Here is a 19,326-nt window from a genome sequence, read left to right as displayed (position 1 = left end):
CCTTCAGGCTCCCTCGCGGGAGCCTGTTCGGTGAAAAGGGTTAGCTAAAACTGACGTAACGGATATGCAGAATGATATCGTTCAGGCTGGCCAATAAAGCCCGCTGTTTATCCAGCGTATTTGGTAGCGTCAGGATCAGGGTGCCGTCGCCATTGATATCGACCCCTTCGAACGGTAAATAACGGCTGTCGTTGAAGTCCAGCTGGAACTGACCGCTGTCATTCATCCCATGCGAGACGAACTGTGTTGTGCAGCCTCGAGCTAAAGCTGGCGCGTCGCTACCCGAGTAGGTCAACTCTGCCTGGACATCCTGGTAAGGCCCCACCAGCGCCGGCAGCGTGACGCCGACCTGCTTAACGTACTGTTTACGGCCCGCATGGAGCAGGTAATCGCCGCTGATATTTAAATCAGCCAGTTTCAGGTAGGCCATAAATCGGGAATCAAACAGCTTGATGCCTTCTCCAACAGGGCCAGCGATACCGCTGCCATTGGCTATCATTGCCGCAATTTGCTCAACGAAATTGAAGCCTTTCTGCTCGGCGTAGTACTGCGCCAGCGAGACGGTTCGCGTTGCTTCCAGCACGCGCTGGCCTCGCTCAAGCGCGGCTTTTTCCATCTGTGCCAGGTTAAGCATCAGCGTTTCGCCTGCCATCAGGCCCGCCCATGTTCCCTGCCAGGCGCCGGGACGAATAAAGGTGGTTGCTTCATCCTTAAATTCCCATTGCCAGGCTTTTTGCGCCATCAGGCAGCGCGACACCGCCAGATCGTAGAACTGGTAGTAAATCGCCGCCAGTCTGCCGCGCAGCCAGTTATAGAGTGCTTTATTGCTAAACTTATTTTGCAGGAACAGCAATTGCGCCTGCGCCTGTGCCTGCTGCGTCTCTACATAGGTTTTCTGCAGTACTGCCGCTTGCCGACGCAAGGCCAGCGAAGCAAGCTGGGCATCGATCTGTTTCAGCTCTGATTCGGCGGCGTTGCGCTGAATTTCCCACTCCTCGCGACGGCGACGCCAGATCTCAGACTGGCTAATGCGCTCGGCGGCAACACGCGTGCCGTCGGACGCCAGCTGTAAACCTATCGCCGACGCGTTAAACAGTGCGCCGTAGCGGGAACCACCAACGGCAAAACCGTAGATATTGGGTACCATCTCCGCAGCGGCGGCAACCATATGCAACGCGCTTGCACCCGCGCTAATGGAGGAAGCAGCCAGGCTAAGATTTATTGCGGAACGCTCGCCTGCATTAATGTTTTCTTCATACAGCGCGCTGTAACTGTCAAAGCGCGACTGCGCACCCTTGCGGCTCGCTTCCAGCACTGCCTGCTCGGCGTCAACGATAGCAATGTCGTGGTCCTGCATGGCGACGCTTTGCAGCACCAGCTCGCTGGCCTGGGTTTGCAGCAGCTCCGACAACGTCTCGGCATCCTGTCGCTCGGCGATGCTGAGCAGCAAGCTGCCGAACTGGCTGAGCTGCGCCACCATATTTTTGGCGTTTTCCAGCATAACCGGGAAGCGGTAAAGCGCCATGTTTGTCGTCGGCAGATCGTCTCCACCCTGCGACGCCGAAACGGCCGCGCTAAGCAGCGCAGCGGGATCGGCCGGTTTCGCAAAGATGCTCAGCGCCAGCGGCTGGCCATCAATGGAGAGATTGTGGCGAAGGTTATACATCCGCTGTCTCAGCGTGCGCCAGTAACCCTGCAATTTTTCATTGTATTGCGGCAGGAAAAGCGCAGTCAGTGAATTCGCCGTTCGCTGTTCCGGCATCACGCTCTGCTGACGCACGGCCAGCAGCGCGGCGTGCATGCTGGCCGTTTGCGCAGCGGCGTCGCTTAACAGCGGCGCCGACCACTCGCCTTTCAGGTTCAGGTAAGGTTCATCGCCAAGCTGGCTTAACGCCTGCATATACCACATTTTCGCTTCGTTCAGCGTGTCACGCTCCAGCTTACGGTAGGCCATATCGCCCCTGGCGATCAGCAGATCCAGCATGCCCATAAACGTAGCGACTTTATAGTGCATAGGATCGGCCTGGGCGACGGCATCCGGGTCAACCGAATCCAGCGGCGTGGTGTTCCACGAGGTATCTTCCTGGAGCGGACGCACGTTCCACTGCCACTGCGCAGGGGAGCCGTTAATGAAGTAGCCTTCCGGATTCCAGATATATTTTATCCAGCGGGTCGCCTCGTCAAAGCGGCTTTCCTGGAGCAGTCGCTTAAATACCATCATCGGCACGTAATAGAACATTTCCCAGAAGTAGAGCGCGTTGCCGCCGCTGAAATCCATGGGTTCCGTGCGCGTTGTCAAAATGCGACTCTCCAGACCGCGTGTTCTGCCGGTATTAGTGGTGCTGGTTTCCTCAAAGGCTTTGGTCGTGGTGTTATAGCGGAAAGCCTGCATCGTGGCGGCGGAAGCGGTAAAGGACTGGTCAGAATAGCGTACGCCGAGATAGGCAATGCCTGGTTCGTTACCTGTTTTCACATTGTAAGGCAGGAAAACATTGACCACGGTTTGCGTGTTCGCCGAAACGGTGCCGGATGCGCAAAGGTGTATCTGACGGCTGTCGCTCTCATTATTGCTTACTGCGCCTACCAGAAAGAGCTGGTATGTGCCATCGCCATGCAACGCCCGGTCATATCTGTCAAAGGTGACCGCAATCCAGGATCCTTCTCCCAGCTGTGGTTCCTGAATCTGCTGGGTGGTCATGGAAAGCACCGTATCCAGACCCGCATTGGCCCGCGCTACCAGCTGCTTAGCAAAGAGCGTGTTTACGCGGATGCGATACGCGCCGTACTGCAAATATTGCGCGCTGTCGCTGGTGCGATTAAGGGTAATAACCGGTAATGTACTAACATTAATTAGCGTTAAGCCAAGCGTTTCGCTACCTAACTCTCTGCCGTGAGCATTGGCTGTAAAGGTGGCTGTAATATTGGCCTTATTATTATTAAAAATGTCTTTGGTAAAATTAATATTGAATGCATTCAGGATGAATTCAGTCTTATCAAAGCTATAAGATGAACGCGAACCCATATTTACCGTCTGTGTCGTACCTCCGTTTTCGGCAACTATTTTAAGCGAGACATCCGACGCTGCCACCGCTGTATTCAGCGTAGTGAAGTTGGTAAAAGTAAGCGAGAGATCGGAAGCAGGAATGCTTCCTGTTCCTGTGATGTTGGCGTTTTTCCGGTCACTGGCGAGTACTTTCGTTAACGTTTTCTCTATATATCGCGCACACCATAAATCGTTGCCGAATTCTTCAGCAGCAAACCAGGCATTGTCATTAATACTGACAACACAGCCAGACATACTCCCCTGGACGTAAAACTCGTCAACAGTGGCTTTACGTGCCAGCGCCTCTCCATTCGGAGCAAAGGTTCCTTTACTGGTCAACCTCGGGATATAGAAAGTATCGCCTATATTCCCTGTCCGCTTCATCATTGCTGTATGGATCTCAGCACGCGTCCCTGGCCGGCCTTGAAAGGCAAGCTGAGTCATCGCGTCAAAACTTAAGGTAAATTTGCCATCTACAAATTCAGTGGTGTGGATATTACGTAATTGGCTTCCTGTGAGGGAAGTATAATAATCCGCACCCCATATTTGTTCCAGCGCGTTTATTTCGTAAACAACAATACTTTTGACGTCACCACCATAAGGGGTATTGAGCTTCGTCACGGTTGTTGTATCAAGCTGAGTGTAAACCTTAAAGGCTATTTCACTGACCTGAGTGGTATCAAGAGTTTCATTTTTTCCATCATTTGAAATCACTAAACCAAAGAGTGGAAGTGGATCGGCGCTGGCTTCGATTTGCTTTTCATAAAAGAGGATATTTAATTTTCCGACCTCAATATCCTGTGCGCAGTACATGCCCACATTCGATGACGGGATCTGATTTATAGGTACAGCGACTGGTGCGCTCCAGCGTCCGTCATGGAGAATATGCGCATATTTAACGATATATTCCATCGATTTGTTTGCCGTGTCGCCTGAGGCAAGCTCTTTACTCTCTACCCAGACAATATACAGCCTTGACTGGAAAATAACCGGACGCACAAGATTGTTGACGGCAGAAATAGCCGTAGTGATTTTTTTCCACTCACTCCACGCGTTAGCAGGTAGCTTGCCTTCTGAGAGCATGCCGATATCCGCTTTACGCCAGTAGTAATCGCCAATGGTGGAACGACCAAGCAGCCAGGTGATGCCGTTCCGGTCGCTGACGCTATCGTGATAGCCGCTGATAACGTCAAGATTGGCCACCTCTTCAAAGCGGGTCATATAGGCTTTGAACGCCTCTTCAACGTTATCAGCGGTGAGCTGGCTCTGGCTGACGGTTTGCAGCATCTCGCTCATCATCTCGGTCTGGCCGATACGCAGCGTTGGATCGATATAGTTTTCCGGGTAGTAGGCCAGCTGCGAGACGCCAGCCCAGGTGCTGTAACGTTTGTTCCAGCGCTCCCAATCCTGGAAGAAGCGGCGAGTTCGTATGCTGCTGAGCGCGCCCTCTTCCTGATTCCCCAACGCCCGGTTGACATATAGCTGAATGCTGGCGATAGCCTCGGCTACGCGGGTTGTTTTGATTTCTGCCGATACCTGGTTATCAATCAATAAATAGCTGTAGAGCGTATCGCGATCGTTAACCCAGGCAGGCGCGTAATGGGCAATAAACCAGGCACTGAGCGCCGTGCTGGTCACTTCAGCCAGCCTCGCCAAAAGCTGGTCGGTTTGTCGGGCATTAAGGCCACCCTGCATCAGATCGCTGACCGCCGTCCATTCACTCCAGCCTGGCGACATGAGAGTATTGGCATACTTCAGCGCGATCAGCCTGGCGACGCCGACTGGCGTTATGCTTAGCGTGGTGGCGATATCCTGCCACTGTAACGTGCTGTCGATAACCTGCCAGTCAGGGAAATACGCCTTGTCGGAAGCCTGTTTCAGCGCCTGGCTTAATCCCTGTGAATCCAGATTGAGCGCCTGCGCTACCGTTTCAGTATCCAGCCGCCCTTCTTTCAGCCTCAAAAGCACTCTGTCAGCCAGGCTGCCGCAGCGCAGGATAAAGTGTTGGAAACGGGTCAAATCGTAGAGCATGGTGAGTGTATTTGGCAGGACACCGGCCCCGCTTTGCAACAGCGAAGGCTGGGCAATCAGCATCGATAGCGTGGCGGTGCTAATACCGGTATTGCGCACAATCAATACCAGCTGAGCCAGCTTTTGGCAAAAAGCGATCAGGCTGCTGGTTTCATCGGCGGTAAGCGACGTTTTCAGCGCCAGCGCCAGGAAAGCCGCAACCGATAGCCCTGACGGCATCAGCTGATTCAGCCATTGCAGCGTCGCGCGTGCCATTTCGTCGGTATCCAATTGTGTAGCCGACGCGATAAAAGGGGCCAGGGCGGCCAGCAGGAGTTGATCATCGGCAAACGTCTGCCCACTCAGGCCGTTGCGTAACGTGACGATCAGGCTTTCAATATCTGGTGTCATATCGGTGCTGTAACTCGGCGTAACCATCAGCCAGGCATCGCTGACCGTCCAGTTCAGCCCCCGGAGCCACTGCATCATTTGCTCGAGATAGTGCAGCAGCGTCGTTATATCGTCATCCGTCGGCGTCAGGAGTTTCTGACCGGCAAAAGGCGTAACCGAAAGCAGCATAGCTAATTCGGCCACTGATAACCCCTGCGTCTGCGCCAATAATTTTACCCGGTACAGTGCGGAGAGGTTTCGCAGCGTGCAGCTGAACGGTTCAACAACGCCGCCGTTAGCCAGCGTCCAAAGCTGAAAGAGTTCATTGTCATTTACCTGAAAAGCCCGCTTCATGACCGCCAGACGGAAAGCGTCCTCTGCCTGGCCGGGCACCAGGCTTAGCGCAGCGTCATCGGCGGCAAAAACACGGTCATTCAGGCGCGGCGTATTGAACAGTCGGGTAAAGAGATCCTGCTGATCGCCGCTGTTATCAATAGCAAAGCCGCAAAGCACCAGCGCATCTGCCACCTCAAGCGTAAAGCGGCGCTGGGTATAATTGACATAGAACAGCTTATTCAGCGTTGCTTCATTAATAGTCAGCTCGTGATTGCCACCTTCACTTTGCGTCACGGCCAGAATATCTTTTGGTGCAATACCGGTCGCTTTGTACAAGCGAATTAATTTGTTCAGTTTTAACAGAAACAGGTTAAAGGCATAGGCATTTTTTTCCAGACGGAAAGCCGCACTGGTGCTCTGGTTAGCCTCGCTGGTGCCCGCCGCCGGATAGCGCAACAGGTTCAGCATAAAGTCGCCCGCGAAATCGCTCTCTTCCAGAACAAAATCGCGGGACTGATAAACCACGCCCGCCTCAGTTGGGCCATTGATCTGATTTAAATAAACCGAGCGAGGACTGGATAAACGGACGCTGACCAGGCCACGGCTTTCTTTAAATTTTGTTTTGATATAAAAAGTGTTATTTCCCTTATAGAAAAGATCCATATAGTAAAGATGATTATAGCCGCTTCCTGCCGTTCTTTTGATAAGGTAAGTATCAATATAGTCATCATCAACAAAGATCTTCAGCAAGCGGTCGTTAACGTAAGCATTATTGCCTGAGGAGAATACCGCCAGGCATTCCGCAATCTCTTCACTGGTCAGCTCATAATATTTTGAGAGATATTGCGGGTTACGGAAAAAGTTGACATCAGTATCACCGAAGTTCTTTTTAGTCAGTTCAGCGCTATTTTCTTCGGTAATTTCTTCTGTCAACAGGTGGTAAAGGTCGGGCGAAATATCCGCACGGATGCTCAGTAAAGTGGGTAAATCCACTTTTTGTGCAATCAACGGATTGCGGTTAAAAACGGCAAAGGCCTCATCCTGTAGCACTATAGCCTGACGGATGGTCTCGTACGGCAGATGAAAAGGCGTGGCACCGGTCTCACGGGCGGTCGCAAGCATTTCCATTATCTGTTCGCGGGACTGACTTTCCTGGGTCTGAATAGCCTCCAGCAGGATTTCGTTCGACAATGACAGCGTGGAGATTTCCTCATCCATGTTGTGTTGTGAAAGCGAAAGCGAGGCCAGATCGGCGCGGCGATTGTCCAGACGATACGCCGAATTTGCCGGATGCAACTCTTTTGCCTCACGATAAAGTTCGGTCAAATAGGCGGCTGGAGAAAACATAGAGGCGGCGGAGCCAGGCTCCACAAACTTACTGGCCCGTTGGCCAAAAAGAGAATCGTAACTACGCAAATGGGCGGACTGGCGGATACCCAGGCTGACGGCATTGGCCAACTGAGGGTTAGCACGGCTGAGAATGCGTGACTCCGCCATCTTGTTTTCCTGTCCGGCAAGCTGTGCCTGTCTGTACAGAAAAGCCGTTTCTCCCCAGGAGAGTTTACTTTTAGTCTGTTCCCTTAAAGCGGAAAAAGAGTCAGAAACAATATCACCCAGGGTTATTTCACGGGTAGCCATATTGCCCGCAGTCATGTCGCTGCTGTTTAATTTTTCCAGCAAAGACTTTATGTTATACATACTATTCTCTTGGCCTCAAGGTCAGCATTGAATAATTCATCAGATATAAAACTCCTCAGCCAGGCAAAGGGGCCTGATTAAAAAAAATAACAACCAAACCGAAAGGTTTAATCTGACACAGAGTGAAAATGAAAGTCACCACAACAAAGAAATGAGTTTATCATGCTGCTATCCCTGCCATAATGCTAATTATTAAAAGTACGAGCGCAAAAGTTGACGCAACCCGATTAAAATAAAAAACACATATCAAGGCAGGCTTGAAAGAGGAAATAAAAACAAAAGGATAGTTAAAAAAGAGAGGATGGTTCCGGTTTTTATTTTCCCTACTAAATAAACAAAACAACAACAAACATAAAAAATATCTTTAAACAAACAGGTAAAAACCTGCGATCTCAATAAGGTGAAAACGTATTTTAATCTTAAAAAAAGGAGCGCCGATGGCGCTCCTTCAGAATAGCTTACGGCGCAGCCTACAACAGGCCTTTTTCCGCCAGCTCCAGCGCGTAGTAGCTGAAGATCAGATCTGCGCCCGCGCGCTTGATGGCGCCGAGGCTTTCCAGCACCACATCCTGTTCATTGATTGCGCCTGCCTGCGCGGCAAACTTCAGCATCGCATATTCGCCGCTAACCTGATAGGCCGCCAGCGGCAGCTCGGTGCGCTCGCGCACGTCGCGGATGATATCCAGATAGGCGCCGGCCGGTTTCACCATCAGCGCATCCGCACCCTCAGCCTGATCGATCAAGGATTCGCGAATTGCTTCGCGGCGGTTCATCGGGTTCATCTGGTAAGTTTTGCGATCGCCCTTCAGCGAGGTGCCAGCCGCTTCGCGGAACGGGCCGTAGAAAGAAGAAGCAAACTTGGTGGAGTACGACATAATCGCCGTGTCGGTGAAGCCCGCTTCATCCAGCGCGTGGCGAATTGCTGCCACCTGGCCGTCCATCGCCGCAGAAGGCGCGATAAAATCTGCGCCCGCACGCGCTGCCGCTACCGCCTGCTTGCCAAGGTTCGCCAGCGTTGCATCGTTATCCACGCCGTGCTCGTGCAGCACGCCACAGTGCCCGTGCGTGGTGTATTCGCAGAAGCAGGTATCGGACATTACGATCATTTCCGGAACCGCATCCTTACAGATACGCGACATCCGCGACACCAGGCCATTTTCCTGCCAGGTATCGCTGCCGTCGGCATCGGTATGGTGAGAAATACCGAAGGTCATTACCGAGCGGATACCCGCTTTGGCGATGCGTTCAATTTCATAAGCCAGGCGCTTTTCCGGGATGCGCATTACGCCAGGCATCGCCTGGATAGCTTTGTAGTCGTCCAGGCCCTCTTCAACGAAGATTGGCAGCGCCAGATCGTTGATGCTGAGCGACGTTTCCTGAAAAAGCGAGCGGAAGGATGGGGTCTGACGCAGACGTCTTGGACGAAGGTTTGGGGATAGAGTGGACAAAACAACCTCGGTTTAGCAGATAGCCAGCGGCCGGGAAAACCGCCGTGGATAAAAAGAAAAAGTGAGTCTGCTAACATTATACCCGCCGACGCTTTCTGACAATGTTTGTCGCCCATTCTGCGCCGCAACGGCACAGAATGCCTGGCTTTACGCCCGCCATGTTTTACTTTTACTAACAGAAAAACGGTGAGGTTTTACTCTGCGTTAACCTTAAAACCGGCGGTTATCTCAACCCGTTCTTTTTTAGCGTCCATAATTAAGCGGTCAACTACCAGGGAGTAACGATGGATTTCTTAGGCTGGACTGCCGCCGCTGGCGGCCTTTTATTATTAATGTCGCTGGCTTCCGGCTGGATAAATCGCGGCCCGATCACCACTTTTGCGCTCTATCTGCTGGCCGGCATCATTTGCGGCCCGTGGGTTCTGGATCTGTTGCATATTGATATCGCCGCTCATGCCTCACTCACCGCGCACCTGACCGAAATCGCTATGGCGGCTTCATTGTTTATCACCGGCCTTAAGCTCAGGCTTCCTCTGGGTAACCAGGGCTGGCGGCTGGGAATGCGGCTGGCTTTTCCCGGCATGCTGCTGACCGTCGGCGGTATGTCGGTGGTCGCGCATTATCTCGTGGGTCTTTCCTGGCCTTTCGCCATCGCCTTTAGCGCTATCGTCGCGCCGACCGATCCCGTGCTGGCCAGCCTGATTTCCGTCAACGACGCTCGCGACGATGATAATCTGCGCGTTTCGCTCTCCAGCGAAGCGGGCATGAATGACGGCACCGCCCTGCCTTTGCTGATGCTGGCGGTGACGCTGCTTACCACGCCGCAGCAAATGACGATGGAGCTGTTTACGCACTGGGCGCTGGTGGATGTACTGTGGGGAATTACCGGCGGTCTGGGTATTGGCTTTTTATTCGGGCGCTTTGTCGGCCAGTACGTTACCCATTTGCGCTATGCGCATAAAGACGTGGCGCCCAACGATTTCCTGGCGCTGGCGCTAATCGCTCTGAGCTATGCGGCGGCCCAGTCGCTGGACGCATCTGGCTTTCTGGCGGCCTTTGCGGCAGGCGTAGGCTTAAGACGCGCTGAGGTAGCCGTGATCAGCCGCCAGCCAGCCGAAGCTTTTGACGATAGCGATCATCGTCCGCCAGCGGAAGTGCTGGTTAATCCACATATTCGCCACGAATCGCTTGAGCCAGATCCGGCACGTTCCGTCGGCCTGGTAGTCGGCGATGCGCTGTCATTTGGCGATACCGTAGAACGCCTGTTTGCAGCCGGGATCATCATAGTGCTGGGCGTTACGCTGGCGCAGCACTGGGATCCGGACGGGCTGCTGATGGCGGCCATTCTGTTTCTGCTGATTCGTCCTGCGGCGGTCGCGCTCGGCACTGTGGGCATTAAAGCGCCCTGGCAGCAAAAAATGATTATCGGCTGGCTGGGGATCCGCGGCATCGGCAGTATTAACTATATCGCCTGGGCCTATACGCACGGCGTAGCGGGCGACGAGATGACGCGGATGGCGAATATCGCTTTTACCCTGGTTGTCGCCAGCGTCATCGTACACGGTATTTCCGTTACCCCGTTATTGAACTGGCGCCAGGCAAAAATAGTGGCCATGCGCGAGCGGGATGAATAAACGTTGGGCCGCGCAGGCCCTTCCAGGATTTATGCTAGCCTCAAAGTAGAAGGAGTATTGCTGCCGTATAACATGGGTTGATAAGAAAGATGAAAATATCAGACAGTTTTCGCAGTCATTTTATTCGTGAAGTTCTTGTGCCTTTGGTGCTGGTATTATTCATTACTTTTATCGCCGCAACTTTTACCGTCTGGTGGGCGACGGCCAAGACCAACCGCGATGCGGCGGCGGCGCAGCAGCAAATTATTGCCACAGCGCTGACGCAAAGCCTGGCGGATATCGTCAAACAGAATCGCAGCCTGGCGCTGTGGCAGCCGCTTGGCCGTCGCCTGACGCGCGCGCCCCAGGATACGATCTGGCTGAATCAAAACGTTGGTACCTGGCTATCGACGATGTTTGGCCACCAGCTTATCTATATCGTTGACGAGCGTAATCAGCCAATTTATCGCTGGGAATGGGGGCAGAACGTGCCGCCGTCCCGGTTCGAGCCGCTGCGTCAGGCGGTGAGCGCCCTGTCGGCACGGCTTAAGTCCCCCTTTCCCAACGGCGGTGAAGGCGCAGAAGCCGTTGATTTCACTCTGATTAACCAGCGCCCCGCCGCGCTGGCTATCAGCACTATCGACAGCGGCTATGGCGAAGGTGGCCGTTTCCGGTTGGTCAGCGTCAAATATCTGGATGAGAGCTATCTGGCTTCTCTTTCCCAACGCAGCCTGCTGCGTGATTTGCACTACGCCGACGGCAGCCCGCAAAGAAAAGAGGCCAACTATTTGCTGCTGAACGCCGCCGGAGAAAGCCTGGGCTATATCAGCTGGCGGCCCGCCGCGCCCGGTTCGCAGATGTTTCAGGTGATTGGCCCGGTCGGGTTGGCAATGGTGCTGATTATTACGCTGATCTGCGTATTGATGATCCGCCGCCTGTGGCTCTCTTCGCTCAGGCTTTCCCAGTCGCTGCTCCAGCTCAGCGCCAGTGAAGCGCAGGCTCAGCATCTGGCTTTTCATGACGTGCTTACCGGCTTGCCCAACCGCGCACTGGTAGAAGAACGGCTTACGCAAGCGCTGGGCAGGCTGATGCGCAATGAAGAACGGGTCGCGCTGCTGTTGCTGGATCTGGATCGTTTTAAGCTGGTTAACGATACCTATGGGCATCATGCGGGAGACGAGCTAATTATCGATGTCGGACATCGGCTGAGCGAACTGGTCAGGGAAAATGACACTGTTGGCCGACTGGGCGGCGACGAATTCGTGATTATTGTGGAAGGCGCGATTTCACTGCACGATATTCAGTTGCTGTGCGAACGTGTTATTGCCTCACTGGCCCGTCCTTTTACTTTGTTAGGCAGCGAGACCTGGATAGGCGTTAGTATTGGCGTGGCGATGGCACCGCAGGATGCAGGCGATCGGCTGGAGATGATGCGTAAAGCGGATATCGCCCTCTATGAAGCTAAAAGCCAGGGACGCGGCCAGTATCGGGTATTTGATGGTTCGATGGATGAGCAGGTCAAAACGCGTCAGCAGATTGCCGCCGATCTGCGTGTCGCGCTACAGCAAAAACGCGATCTGGCCGTTTACTATCAGCCGCTGATGGATATTACCGGAAAAAATGTGGTTGGGCTGGAGGCGCTGATGCGCTGGCGCCATCCGGTGCGCGGCGTGATTTCGCCCGGCGAGTTTATTCCGCTGGCGGAGGAGATGGGGCTGATTATCCAGATTGGCGAATGGGTGCTGCGCGAAGCCTGTCGCGTCTCGCTGGCCTGGCCAGATCTTTCCATGGCGATTAACGTTTCGCCTTTACAGTTTCGCTCGGCGGGATTTGTCGAAAGGTTTACCGCTATCGTGAAAGAGGAACAGACGCTGCCTTCCCGAATCGAGCTGGAAATCACCGAAGGCGTGCTGATCGAGGATGAAAAAGGCGCTCAGGAGATTATGAGCGCGCTGCGTGAGGCGGGTTTCCGCATCGCGCTGGACGATTTCGGCACCGGCTATTCCAGCCTGAATTACCTCAGCCATTTTTCTGTGGATAAGATCAAGATTGACCGCTCTTTCACGCAGTCGCTGGGCGTGACGGAGAATTCTACGGCAATTATCGAGTCCGTGGTCAGGCTGGGCCAGGCGATGGGGCTGACCGTCACCGCAGAAGGCGTGGAGACCAGCGGCCAGATGGCGGCGCTGGCCGAAGCGGGCTGTAATCAGCTCCAGGGCTTTTTGTTTTCCCAGGCGGTAGCGGAAGAAGAGATTGCCACACTGTTAGCACAGCCTAAGGCGGGTTAACGTGACAACGTCACGTTAACCAGAACAGCTTAAAACTTTAACAACAGTTTCAGCCCGTGTTTTTCAAAAGAACCCCAGCGGTTCGGTGCTGTAGCTTACCAGCAGATTTTTGGTTTGCTGATAGTGATCGAGCATCATTTTATGCGTCTCACGGCCAATACCCGATTTTTTATAACCGCCGAAAGCAGCGTGCGCCGGATAAAGGTGATAGCAGTTGGTCCAGACCCGCCCCGCTTTTATCGCTCTGCCAACCCGATAGGCCCGGTTGATATCCCGCGTCCAGACGCCTGCGCCCAGTCCATAGATGGAATCATTGGCGATAGCTATCGCTTCCGCCTCATCTTTAAACGTGGTAATGCCGACTACCGGCCCGAAGATCTCTTCCTGGAAAACCCGCATGCTGTTGTCGCCTTTCAGCAGCGTTGGCTGAATGTAATAGCCACTTGCCAGCTCGCCTTCCAGCTTTTCAACATCGCCGCCGGTCAGCACTTCCGCGCCCTCTTTACGGGCGATTTCCAGGTAAGAGAGGATTTTATCAAACTGCTGCTGTGAAGCCTGGGCGCCAATCATGGTATCGGTATCCATAGGATCGCCGCGTCTGATGGTTTTGATTCTTTTCAGCACTGCTTCCATAAAGGGCGCATAAATTGATTCCTGTACCAGCGCGCGTGACGGACAAGTGCAGACCTCGCCCTGGTTCAGAAAGCCAAGCACCACGCCTTCCGCCGCTTTTTCAATAAATGAAGGTTCGGCCTGCATAATGTCTTCAAAGAAGATATTCGGCGATTTTCCGCCCAGCTCTACGGTGGATGGGATCAGGTTTTTTGCCGCCAGTTCCAGAATATGGCCGCCGGTGGCGGTGGAGCCAGTGAATGCGATTTTGGCGATGCGCGGATTGCTTGCCAGCGCTTCGCCCGCTTCACGGCCGTAGCCGTGAATAACGTTCAGCACGCCTTTCGGCAGCAGATCTGCGATTAGCTCGACAAACAGCGTGATCGACAGCGGCGTTTGCTCGGCCGGTTTCAGTATCACACAGTTGCCCGCGCCCAGCGCCGGAGCCAGCTTCCAGGCCGCCATCAGCAGCGGAAAGTTCCACGGGATGATTTGGCCGACTACGCCGAGCGGCTCGTGAAAATGGTAGGCAGCGGTGAACTCGTCAATTTCCGCCGCCGTGCCTTCCTGGGCGCGCAGGCAACCTGCGAAATAACGAAAATGATCTACCGCCAGCGGCAGATCGGCAGCCAGCGTCTCGCGTACCGGCTTGCCGTTATCCCAGGTTTCGTTGACCGCCAGATACTCCAGATTTTCCTCCAGCCGATCGGCGATCTTTAACAGCGTTAACGAACGCGCCTGCACGGAAGTTTTTCCCCAGGCTTCCGCCGCCGCGTGCGCGGCATCAAGCGCTTTTTCGACGTCTTCCTTATCTGAACGTGGAAACTCGCCGATGGTTGAACCGTTGATCGGCGAAGTATTGGTGAAGTAATTGCCGTTCACCGGCGCAACAAATTCGCCGTTGATAAAGTTGCTGTAGTGCGGCTTCAGCACGATTAGGGAATCCTGACTGCCCGGATACGCGTAACGCATGGTCATCTCTCCATAGTGATTAACAATCAAATAACCTTAAATTAACACTATCAGAACGGGAGAAATTCACAGCCGGGCCAGGTGGAAAGTGTGACCGCGCCGAAAGGAAAGCGGCCCGGGCAAGGCCGCTTTGTCACCTCAGGCCAGCCGTTGGGCCGGGCGCTGCTGCTGGCAGAAAGCCTGAAGCAGCCGCAGCGGCCAGACGGGTTCCGGCTCGTGCGCCTGGCTTGTTGGCTGGCAGGCCGCCATGATGGCTGAGGTGAATTCAGGATGGAACTGTACCGAAAGCGCCTGTGGGCTGTAGCGTATAATCTGGCACGGCTCCATTGCGGAAGCGCCAAGCACCTGCGCGCCGACTGGTGGTTCCAGCACCGACTGACGATGGGAAAGCCATGCGGAGAACTTCTCCGGTAGCGCGCCCAATAATGCATCGCCAGCGCAGTCAGCATGCCGGACTATCTGCTGCGATCCGCCTTCCCAGCCGCGCGGGTTATCGCCGACCTTGCCACCCAGCGCATACGCCATTAGCTGATGACCATAACAAACGCCTAACAGCGGCAGCTGGCTATCCATCGCGCCACGGATCCAGGCCGCCGTGCGTTCGCTCCACTCCGCATGATCGGTAACCATCGCCCAGGAGCCAGAAAGAATGGCCGCCGAGAGCGAAGCGGGATCGGGCAGCGCCTCGCCCAGATCTGGCCGCACCACCAGATATTCATCCGGTTTCAAACTCGTGGCGGCAATAAACCAGTGGTGCTGCTCGCCCGCCTGCGACATAACGTGCGCAGGCGGCGTTTCAAACTGAATAATGGCTACAGGAAGCGCGCTCATGGTCTGAAGTTATCCTTAATCGGCTAAAGGAAAATAGTCTGTACGCCGCGCTTAAAACCGCAGCGATTCATGTCATGATATGTCAGTGAATCAATACTCTAAAGGATTACGCTGTGGCTTTACGTCATTTTTTCCTGATTTTGCTGGTGGTAACGACCTGGGCTTTTAATAACGTGGCGGTAAAATGGGGACTTGGCGAGGTTCCGCCGCTTTTTTTGACGCTGATGCGCTTTGTAGTGGTCGCATTGATTCTGGTGCCTTTTACCCGCGTCACGCGCGAGCAGCTGCGCTACCTGCTGCCGCTGGCTTTTACCTTTGGTTTTATGCACTTCTCGCTGTTATTTCTCGGCCTTAAATTTACCGATGCGGGCACTGGCGCTATCGTGGTGCAGCTCGGCACGCCTTTTGCGATGATTCTTGCCATGGTGTTTCTGGGCGAGAAGCTTTCGCTGGTGCAGATGCTGGGCATAGCTATTTCGCTAAGCGGCGTGGTAGTGCTGGCGGGCAGCCCGACCATTCCTGCCTGGTGGGTGCTTTGCCTGCTGCTGTGCAGCGCGGTGGGCTGGGCCGTCAGTAATCTTATCGTGAAAAAATCGCCGCCGATTAAGCCGCTGACCATGACCGGCTGGCTCTCTTTCCTGGCTATTCCTCTGGTAGGGTTTTCTTCTTACGTGATGGAAAGCGGCCAGCTGACCAGCCTGGTTCACGCCTCCTGGCGCGGCTGGTTCGCTATTCTCTACAGCGCGGTTTGTTCTTCCATCGTCGCCTATTCGCTGTGGTATGGCCTGCTGCGTATCTATAACGTTAATTTGATTATGCCTTATTCACTGCTGACGCCGGTGCTGTCGGTAATTATGGGGGTACTGGTGTTGGGCGACAGCATGAACCTGTTTAAGGTTGTCGGCTCGCTGCTGGTAGTGTTCGGTACGGCAATTGCGGTCATCAATCTGCGCAATCTAAGGATGCATGCCCGGCTGCCGAAGCTCAAGCGGCTGCGCTAGCGGCAGCCGATCTTCATTGCTATGGTTAATCCAAAGGAGAAAGCTATGGCGATAACCGCACTATTCTGGCAGCAGCTCTGGCAAGGGTTGCGCAACGCAAGCGTCCCCGTACCCGAAGTCCATTTCATCGGCGCTCAGCGCCTCAGTTCTGCTTATCCGGTAACTGAACTTGCCGCCACCAGCATAGCGCTGGCAATGCAGGCGGCGGCGGCCTTAACGGGAAATCAGGCCCGGCAGCACGTTGATATGCGTCTGGCTTCCCGCTGGTTTCAACAGAGTTTTTCCCCGATTAACCGTTCCGCTCCCGCGCTGTGGGACGCCTTCGCTGGCGACTATGCTGCTGCGGATGGCTGGATCCGTTTGCATACCAACGCGCCGCATCATCGGGCTGCCATGGAAAAAGTACTGGGCGTGCACGCCAGCCGCGCAGCGCTGGCGAAAACCGTCAGCCGCTGGAAAAAGACCGCGCTTGAACAGGCGATTATTGACGTCGCGGGCTGCGCGGCAGAGATGCGCAGTCTGGAGGCCTGGCAACAGCACCCGCAAGGGCAAAGCGTACGGCGCGAGGCGCTGATTGCGCAAAGCCTACAGCCGCAAGCCGCCGCGCCGGGCTGGATGCTGCCAGCGTTGCGTCCGCTGCATGGTGTAAAGGTGCTGGATTTGACCAGGATTATCGCTGGCCCGGTAGCTACACGCTTGCTGGCCGGATTAGGCGCAGAGGTGCTGCGCCTCGATCCGCCGGGCTGGCAAGAACCAACGCTGGAGGAGGAAGTGACGCTGGGCAAGCGTTGTGCCCGGCTCGATTTGAAGTCCACGACCGGGAGAGAGATTTTTGAGCGGCTGCTGAGCCAGGCGGATATTTTGATCCACGGCTATCGTGCCGATGCCTTAAGCAAACTCGGCTATGACAGCGAGAAGCGGCAAAAGCTGGCGCCCGGGCTGGTGGACGTCAGCCTGAACGCCTGGGGCTGGACGGGCCCGTGGCGCAACCGACGCGGCTTTGACAGCCTGGTACAAATGGGCTGCGGCATCGCCGATACGGGCCGCCGCTGGAAACGGAGCGACGCGCCCTCGCCGCTGCCGGTGCAGGCGCTCGATCACGCTACCGGCTATCTGATGGCCGCCGCTGCGCTGGAAGGCATGCGGCTAAGGCTGCAAAACGGCACGGGATTTACCGCCCGGCTTTCGCTGGCCCGTACTGCCTGTCTGCTGACCGACAATCCTTATGCGGAAGCTATTCAGCCCACCGGTTTGGGGCCGGTAAACACGCACGACAATAATGTAGAAACAGAGATAACCGCCTGGGGCATTGGCCTGCGTCTGAAACCGCCGGTTTATCTGCATGGCCTGCCGCTGGCCTGGTCAAGCTCCGCCACGCCGCTGGGATCGGCAGCGGCAGCCTGGCGGGATTAAGCTCTTGCAGGTTTACTTATAAGTGAGAATCAGGCTTCGCCCTCTTCGGCCAGCTCATCGCGCATCGCCTGAATTGCTTCGCGGCTCAGGGCGGCCAGCGTGCGGTAAAAGGGCGTTTCGGCCTGCTGCTCTCTTCCCTTTAAAAGGTATCCTTTTAAAGAAAAAGAGTAAGGCATATTTGCGCAGAAAATAATTGTAACCATAGAAGAGAAAAAAGTTGCGGATGTGCAGAAACGCACTTTCTTGAATAAGGGTACAGAAGTCGTGGCTGAACGGCTTGTTCTTGAGCTACAAACCTAATGTATTGTAAGTTATAATAGCGATGTTTTTATATGGATTTAAATTTTATCAATAACTTATGGATGAGATGGGTCATGGTAATACGTGAAATAGCTAAACCTTTAGAAATTTTCAGAAGTCAAAAATCTTTTGATGACTGGAGCGCGGATGACATGCGTTCGGGCGATCTGTCTGAACAAACGTTAAAACAGCGTTTTGGCCTTATTGCCGTTTCTGACAGAGTGGACTGTTACTCTTTCAAAAAACTTAATCATCATTATGGCAGTATGCCCACCTTAAGCCGCGAACAAACTGGAGCAATTCTGTTCGACCAGTTTCGTTTTGAAATTGGCAAATTTGCCTGGGGCCAGTACAGAGATATCATAAAACGCATGATCGATCATATGCAGTTTAAAAATGGTCAGTCCTGGCATGACCCACAACTCGATCTGGCCTATAAAAATTTAATCATTAATAATAAATCACAAGCAAGCGCTCTTGAATTAATCAGATTAACCCTTACAAACTTTGCTGACTGGCATAACGGCTTAAATAAAAGTAGTTTCAGTAAAGCTTTTACCAAAATGCACTTACCAAAATTCCTGAGGTTTGAGGATAACTATAATGGCCTGGGTATATCTGTACATGATATCAATAGCACCAGGATTATGTTAGACAGGCTAGATTTTAATGGTGACACCTGGATCGCCGATATAACTTTCATCGGACAAGACCATTTTGGCCTTGATAAAACAGATATCCAGAAGGCAAAATTTAAATACTTACCGGCATTCAGAATATGGTTTGTATTACAGCGATATCAAAAGCTTGCATGGAAACCCTTCTTGGTCAACATAAAAGCAAAAGTTACAATTACCGGAAAAAACCAATTCAGGTGAAAAATGAAAGCTAAAAGCTTAAAAATTATTACTCTACTTGCCATCCTGATAATAAGCATTTCTTTTTTTTATAAAAAAGAAACTAAAATCGTAATGGTTGATGGTAATGCTATCTATGTAAAGAACTTTCCTGATTCAGATAAGCAACAAATCAGGTGGTGGCATGATAATCGGAATAGTATTAAAAATGAATTTAACCTTCCAAAAAACTCAAAGGATTTTGTATTGCTTATAATGGATTTCGGCAAAGGTTATGAAAAAAAGCCTGAAGAGGGCTGGACCAGCTTTGACAAATCGCCCGAAGACTTTACTTGCTTTGCAAATATTAAGCCACCTAAAAATTGCATCTACAATAATCAGATAATGATGTTGATGGGTAATAGTCGAGGGTATATTTCAATCGCTGCCGCAAAAAACCAATATTTGGAAGCGCCAGATGGTACGGTACAGATAATCAGAAAAGAATGATTTTTAAGGCATGGCACTGTTATCA

Annotated in this window: 10 protein-coding genes and 1 pseudogene; 6 read left to right on the top strand and 5 right to left on the bottom strand. The window is 53.3% G+C overall.

Features of this window, described 5'->3' with window-relative positions; genetic code table 11:
- Positions 1-40 precede the first annotated feature (40 nt).
- Positions 41-7,477: a neuraminidase-like domain-containing protein gene (locus tag ACETPC_RS00365; protein ID WP_380177518.1), complete on the bottom strand. Its 7,437-nt coding sequence runs from the start codon at positions 7,475-7,477 to the stop codon at positions 41-43.
- Between the two features lie 470 nt (positions 7,478-7,947).
- The gene (hemB, locus tag ACETPC_RS00360; RefSeq protein WP_380177516.1) at positions 7,948-8,925 is read right to left on the bottom strand and encodes a porphobilinogen synthase; all 978 of its coding nucleotides are present in this window, start codon (positions 8,923-8,925) and stop codon (positions 7,948-7,950) included.
- Positions 8,926-9,209: 284 nt separating this feature from the next.
- Here hemB and ACETPC_RS00355 point away from each other — a divergent pair, with 284 nt between their 5' ends.
- The gene (locus ACETPC_RS00355; RefSeq protein WP_380177514.1) at positions 9,210-10,559 is read left to right on the top strand and encodes a cation:proton antiporter; all 1,350 of its coding nucleotides are present in this window, start codon (positions 9,210-9,212) and stop codon (positions 10,557-10,559) included.
- 89 nt (positions 10,560-10,648) lie between these two features.
- Positions 10,649-12,826, top strand: coding sequence for an EAL domain-containing protein (locus tag ACETPC_RS00350; RefSeq protein WP_380177512.1), 2,178 nt, complete (start codon positions 10,649-10,651; stop codon positions 12,824-12,826).
- Positions 12,827-12,889: 63 nt separating this feature from the next.
- On the opposite strand, the gene ACETPC_RS00345 is transcribed toward ACETPC_RS00350, so the two are convergent.
- Positions 12,890-14,410 carry an aldehyde dehydrogenase family protein gene (locus tag ACETPC_RS00345; protein ID WP_380177510.1) on the bottom strand — a complete coding sequence of 507 codons (1,521 nt, stop codon included), beginning with the start codon at positions 14,408-14,410 and terminating at the stop codon, positions 12,890-12,892.
- 138 nt (positions 14,411-14,548) lie between these two features.
- Positions 14,549-15,241: a glutamine amidotransferase gene (locus ACETPC_RS00340; protein ID WP_380177508.1), complete on the bottom strand. Its 693-nt coding sequence runs from the start codon at positions 15,239-15,241 to the stop codon at positions 14,549-14,551.
- 113 nt (positions 15,242-15,354) lie between these two features.
- Between ACETPC_RS00340 and ACETPC_RS00335 the strand changes: the two genes are divergently transcribed.
- Positions 15,355-16,242 carry a DMT family transporter gene (locus ACETPC_RS00335; protein ID WP_380177506.1) on the top strand — a complete coding sequence of 296 codons (888 nt, stop codon included), beginning with the start codon at positions 15,355-15,357 and terminating at the stop codon, positions 16,240-16,242.
- 45 nt (positions 16,243-16,287) lie between these two features.
- The gene (locus tag ACETPC_RS00330; RefSeq protein WP_380177504.1) at positions 16,288-17,655 is read left to right on the top strand and encodes a CoA transferase; all 1,368 of its coding nucleotides are present in this window, start codon (positions 16,288-16,290) and stop codon (positions 17,653-17,655) included.
- A gap of 29 nt (positions 17,656-17,684) precedes the next feature.
- Here the strand turns inward: ACETPC_RS00330 and ACETPC_RS00325 are convergent.
- Positions 17,685-17,780, bottom strand: a pseudogene (locus ACETPC_RS00325) (molecular chaperone); the annotation flags it as partial.
- A gap of 249 nt (positions 17,781-18,029) precedes the next feature.
- Between ACETPC_RS00325 and ACETPC_RS00320 the strand changes: the two are divergent.
- The gene (locus ACETPC_RS00320; RefSeq protein ID WP_380177502.1) at positions 18,030-18,833 is read left to right on the top strand and encodes a DUF3289 family protein; all 804 of its coding nucleotides are present in this window, start codon (positions 18,030-18,032) and stop codon (positions 18,831-18,833) included.
- Between the two features lie 3 nt (positions 18,834-18,836).
- The gene (locus ACETPC_RS00315; protein ID WP_380177500.1) at positions 18,837-19,301 is read left to right on the top strand and encodes a DUF943 family protein; all 465 of its coding nucleotides are present in this window, start codon (positions 18,837-18,839) and stop codon (positions 19,299-19,301) included.
- Positions 19,302-19,326 lie beyond the last annotated feature (25 nt).

It is taken from the genome of Pantoea sp. sgz302252 (assembly GCF_042610525.1).
In the GTDB taxonomy this organism is placed as follows: Bacteria; Pseudomonadota; Gammaproteobacteria; order Enterobacterales; family Enterobacteriaceae; genus Erwinia.
This window is presented reverse-complemented; position numbering and strand designations above follow the sequence as displayed.

Excerpts from the sequence above, each read along its gene's own strand:
- ACETPC_RS00365 (WP_380177518.1), bottom strand. The coding sequence starts at position 7,477 with ATGTATAACATAAAGTCTTTGCTGGAAAAATTAAACAGCAGCGACATG.
- ACETPC_RS00355 (WP_380177514.1), top strand. The coding sequence starts at position 9,210 with ATGGATTTCTTAGGCTGGACTGCCGCCGCTGGCGGCCTTTTATTATTA.
- ACETPC_RS00350 (WP_380177512.1), top strand. The coding sequence starts at position 10,649 with ATGAAAATATCAGACAGTTTTCGCAGTCATTTTATTCGTGAAGTTCTT.
- ACETPC_RS00345 (WP_380177510.1), bottom strand. The coding sequence starts at position 14,410 with ATGCGTTACGCGTATCCGGGCAGTCAGGATTCCCTAATCGTGCTGAAG.
- ACETPC_RS00340 (WP_380177508.1), bottom strand. The coding sequence starts at position 15,241 with ATGAGCGCGCTTCCTGTAGCCATTATTCAGTTTGAAACGCCGCCTGCG.
- ACETPC_RS00330 (WP_380177504.1), top strand. The coding sequence starts at position 16,288 with ATGGCGATAACCGCACTATTCTGGCAGCAGCTCTGGCAAGGGTTGCGC.
- ACETPC_RS00320 (WP_380177502.1), top strand. The coding sequence starts at position 18,030 with ATGGTAATACGTGAAATAGCTAAACCTTTAGAAATTTTCAGAAGTCAA.
- ACETPC_RS00315 (WP_380177500.1), top strand. The coding sequence starts at position 18,837 with ATGAAAGCTAAAAGCTTAAAAATTATTACTCTACTTGCCATCCTGATA.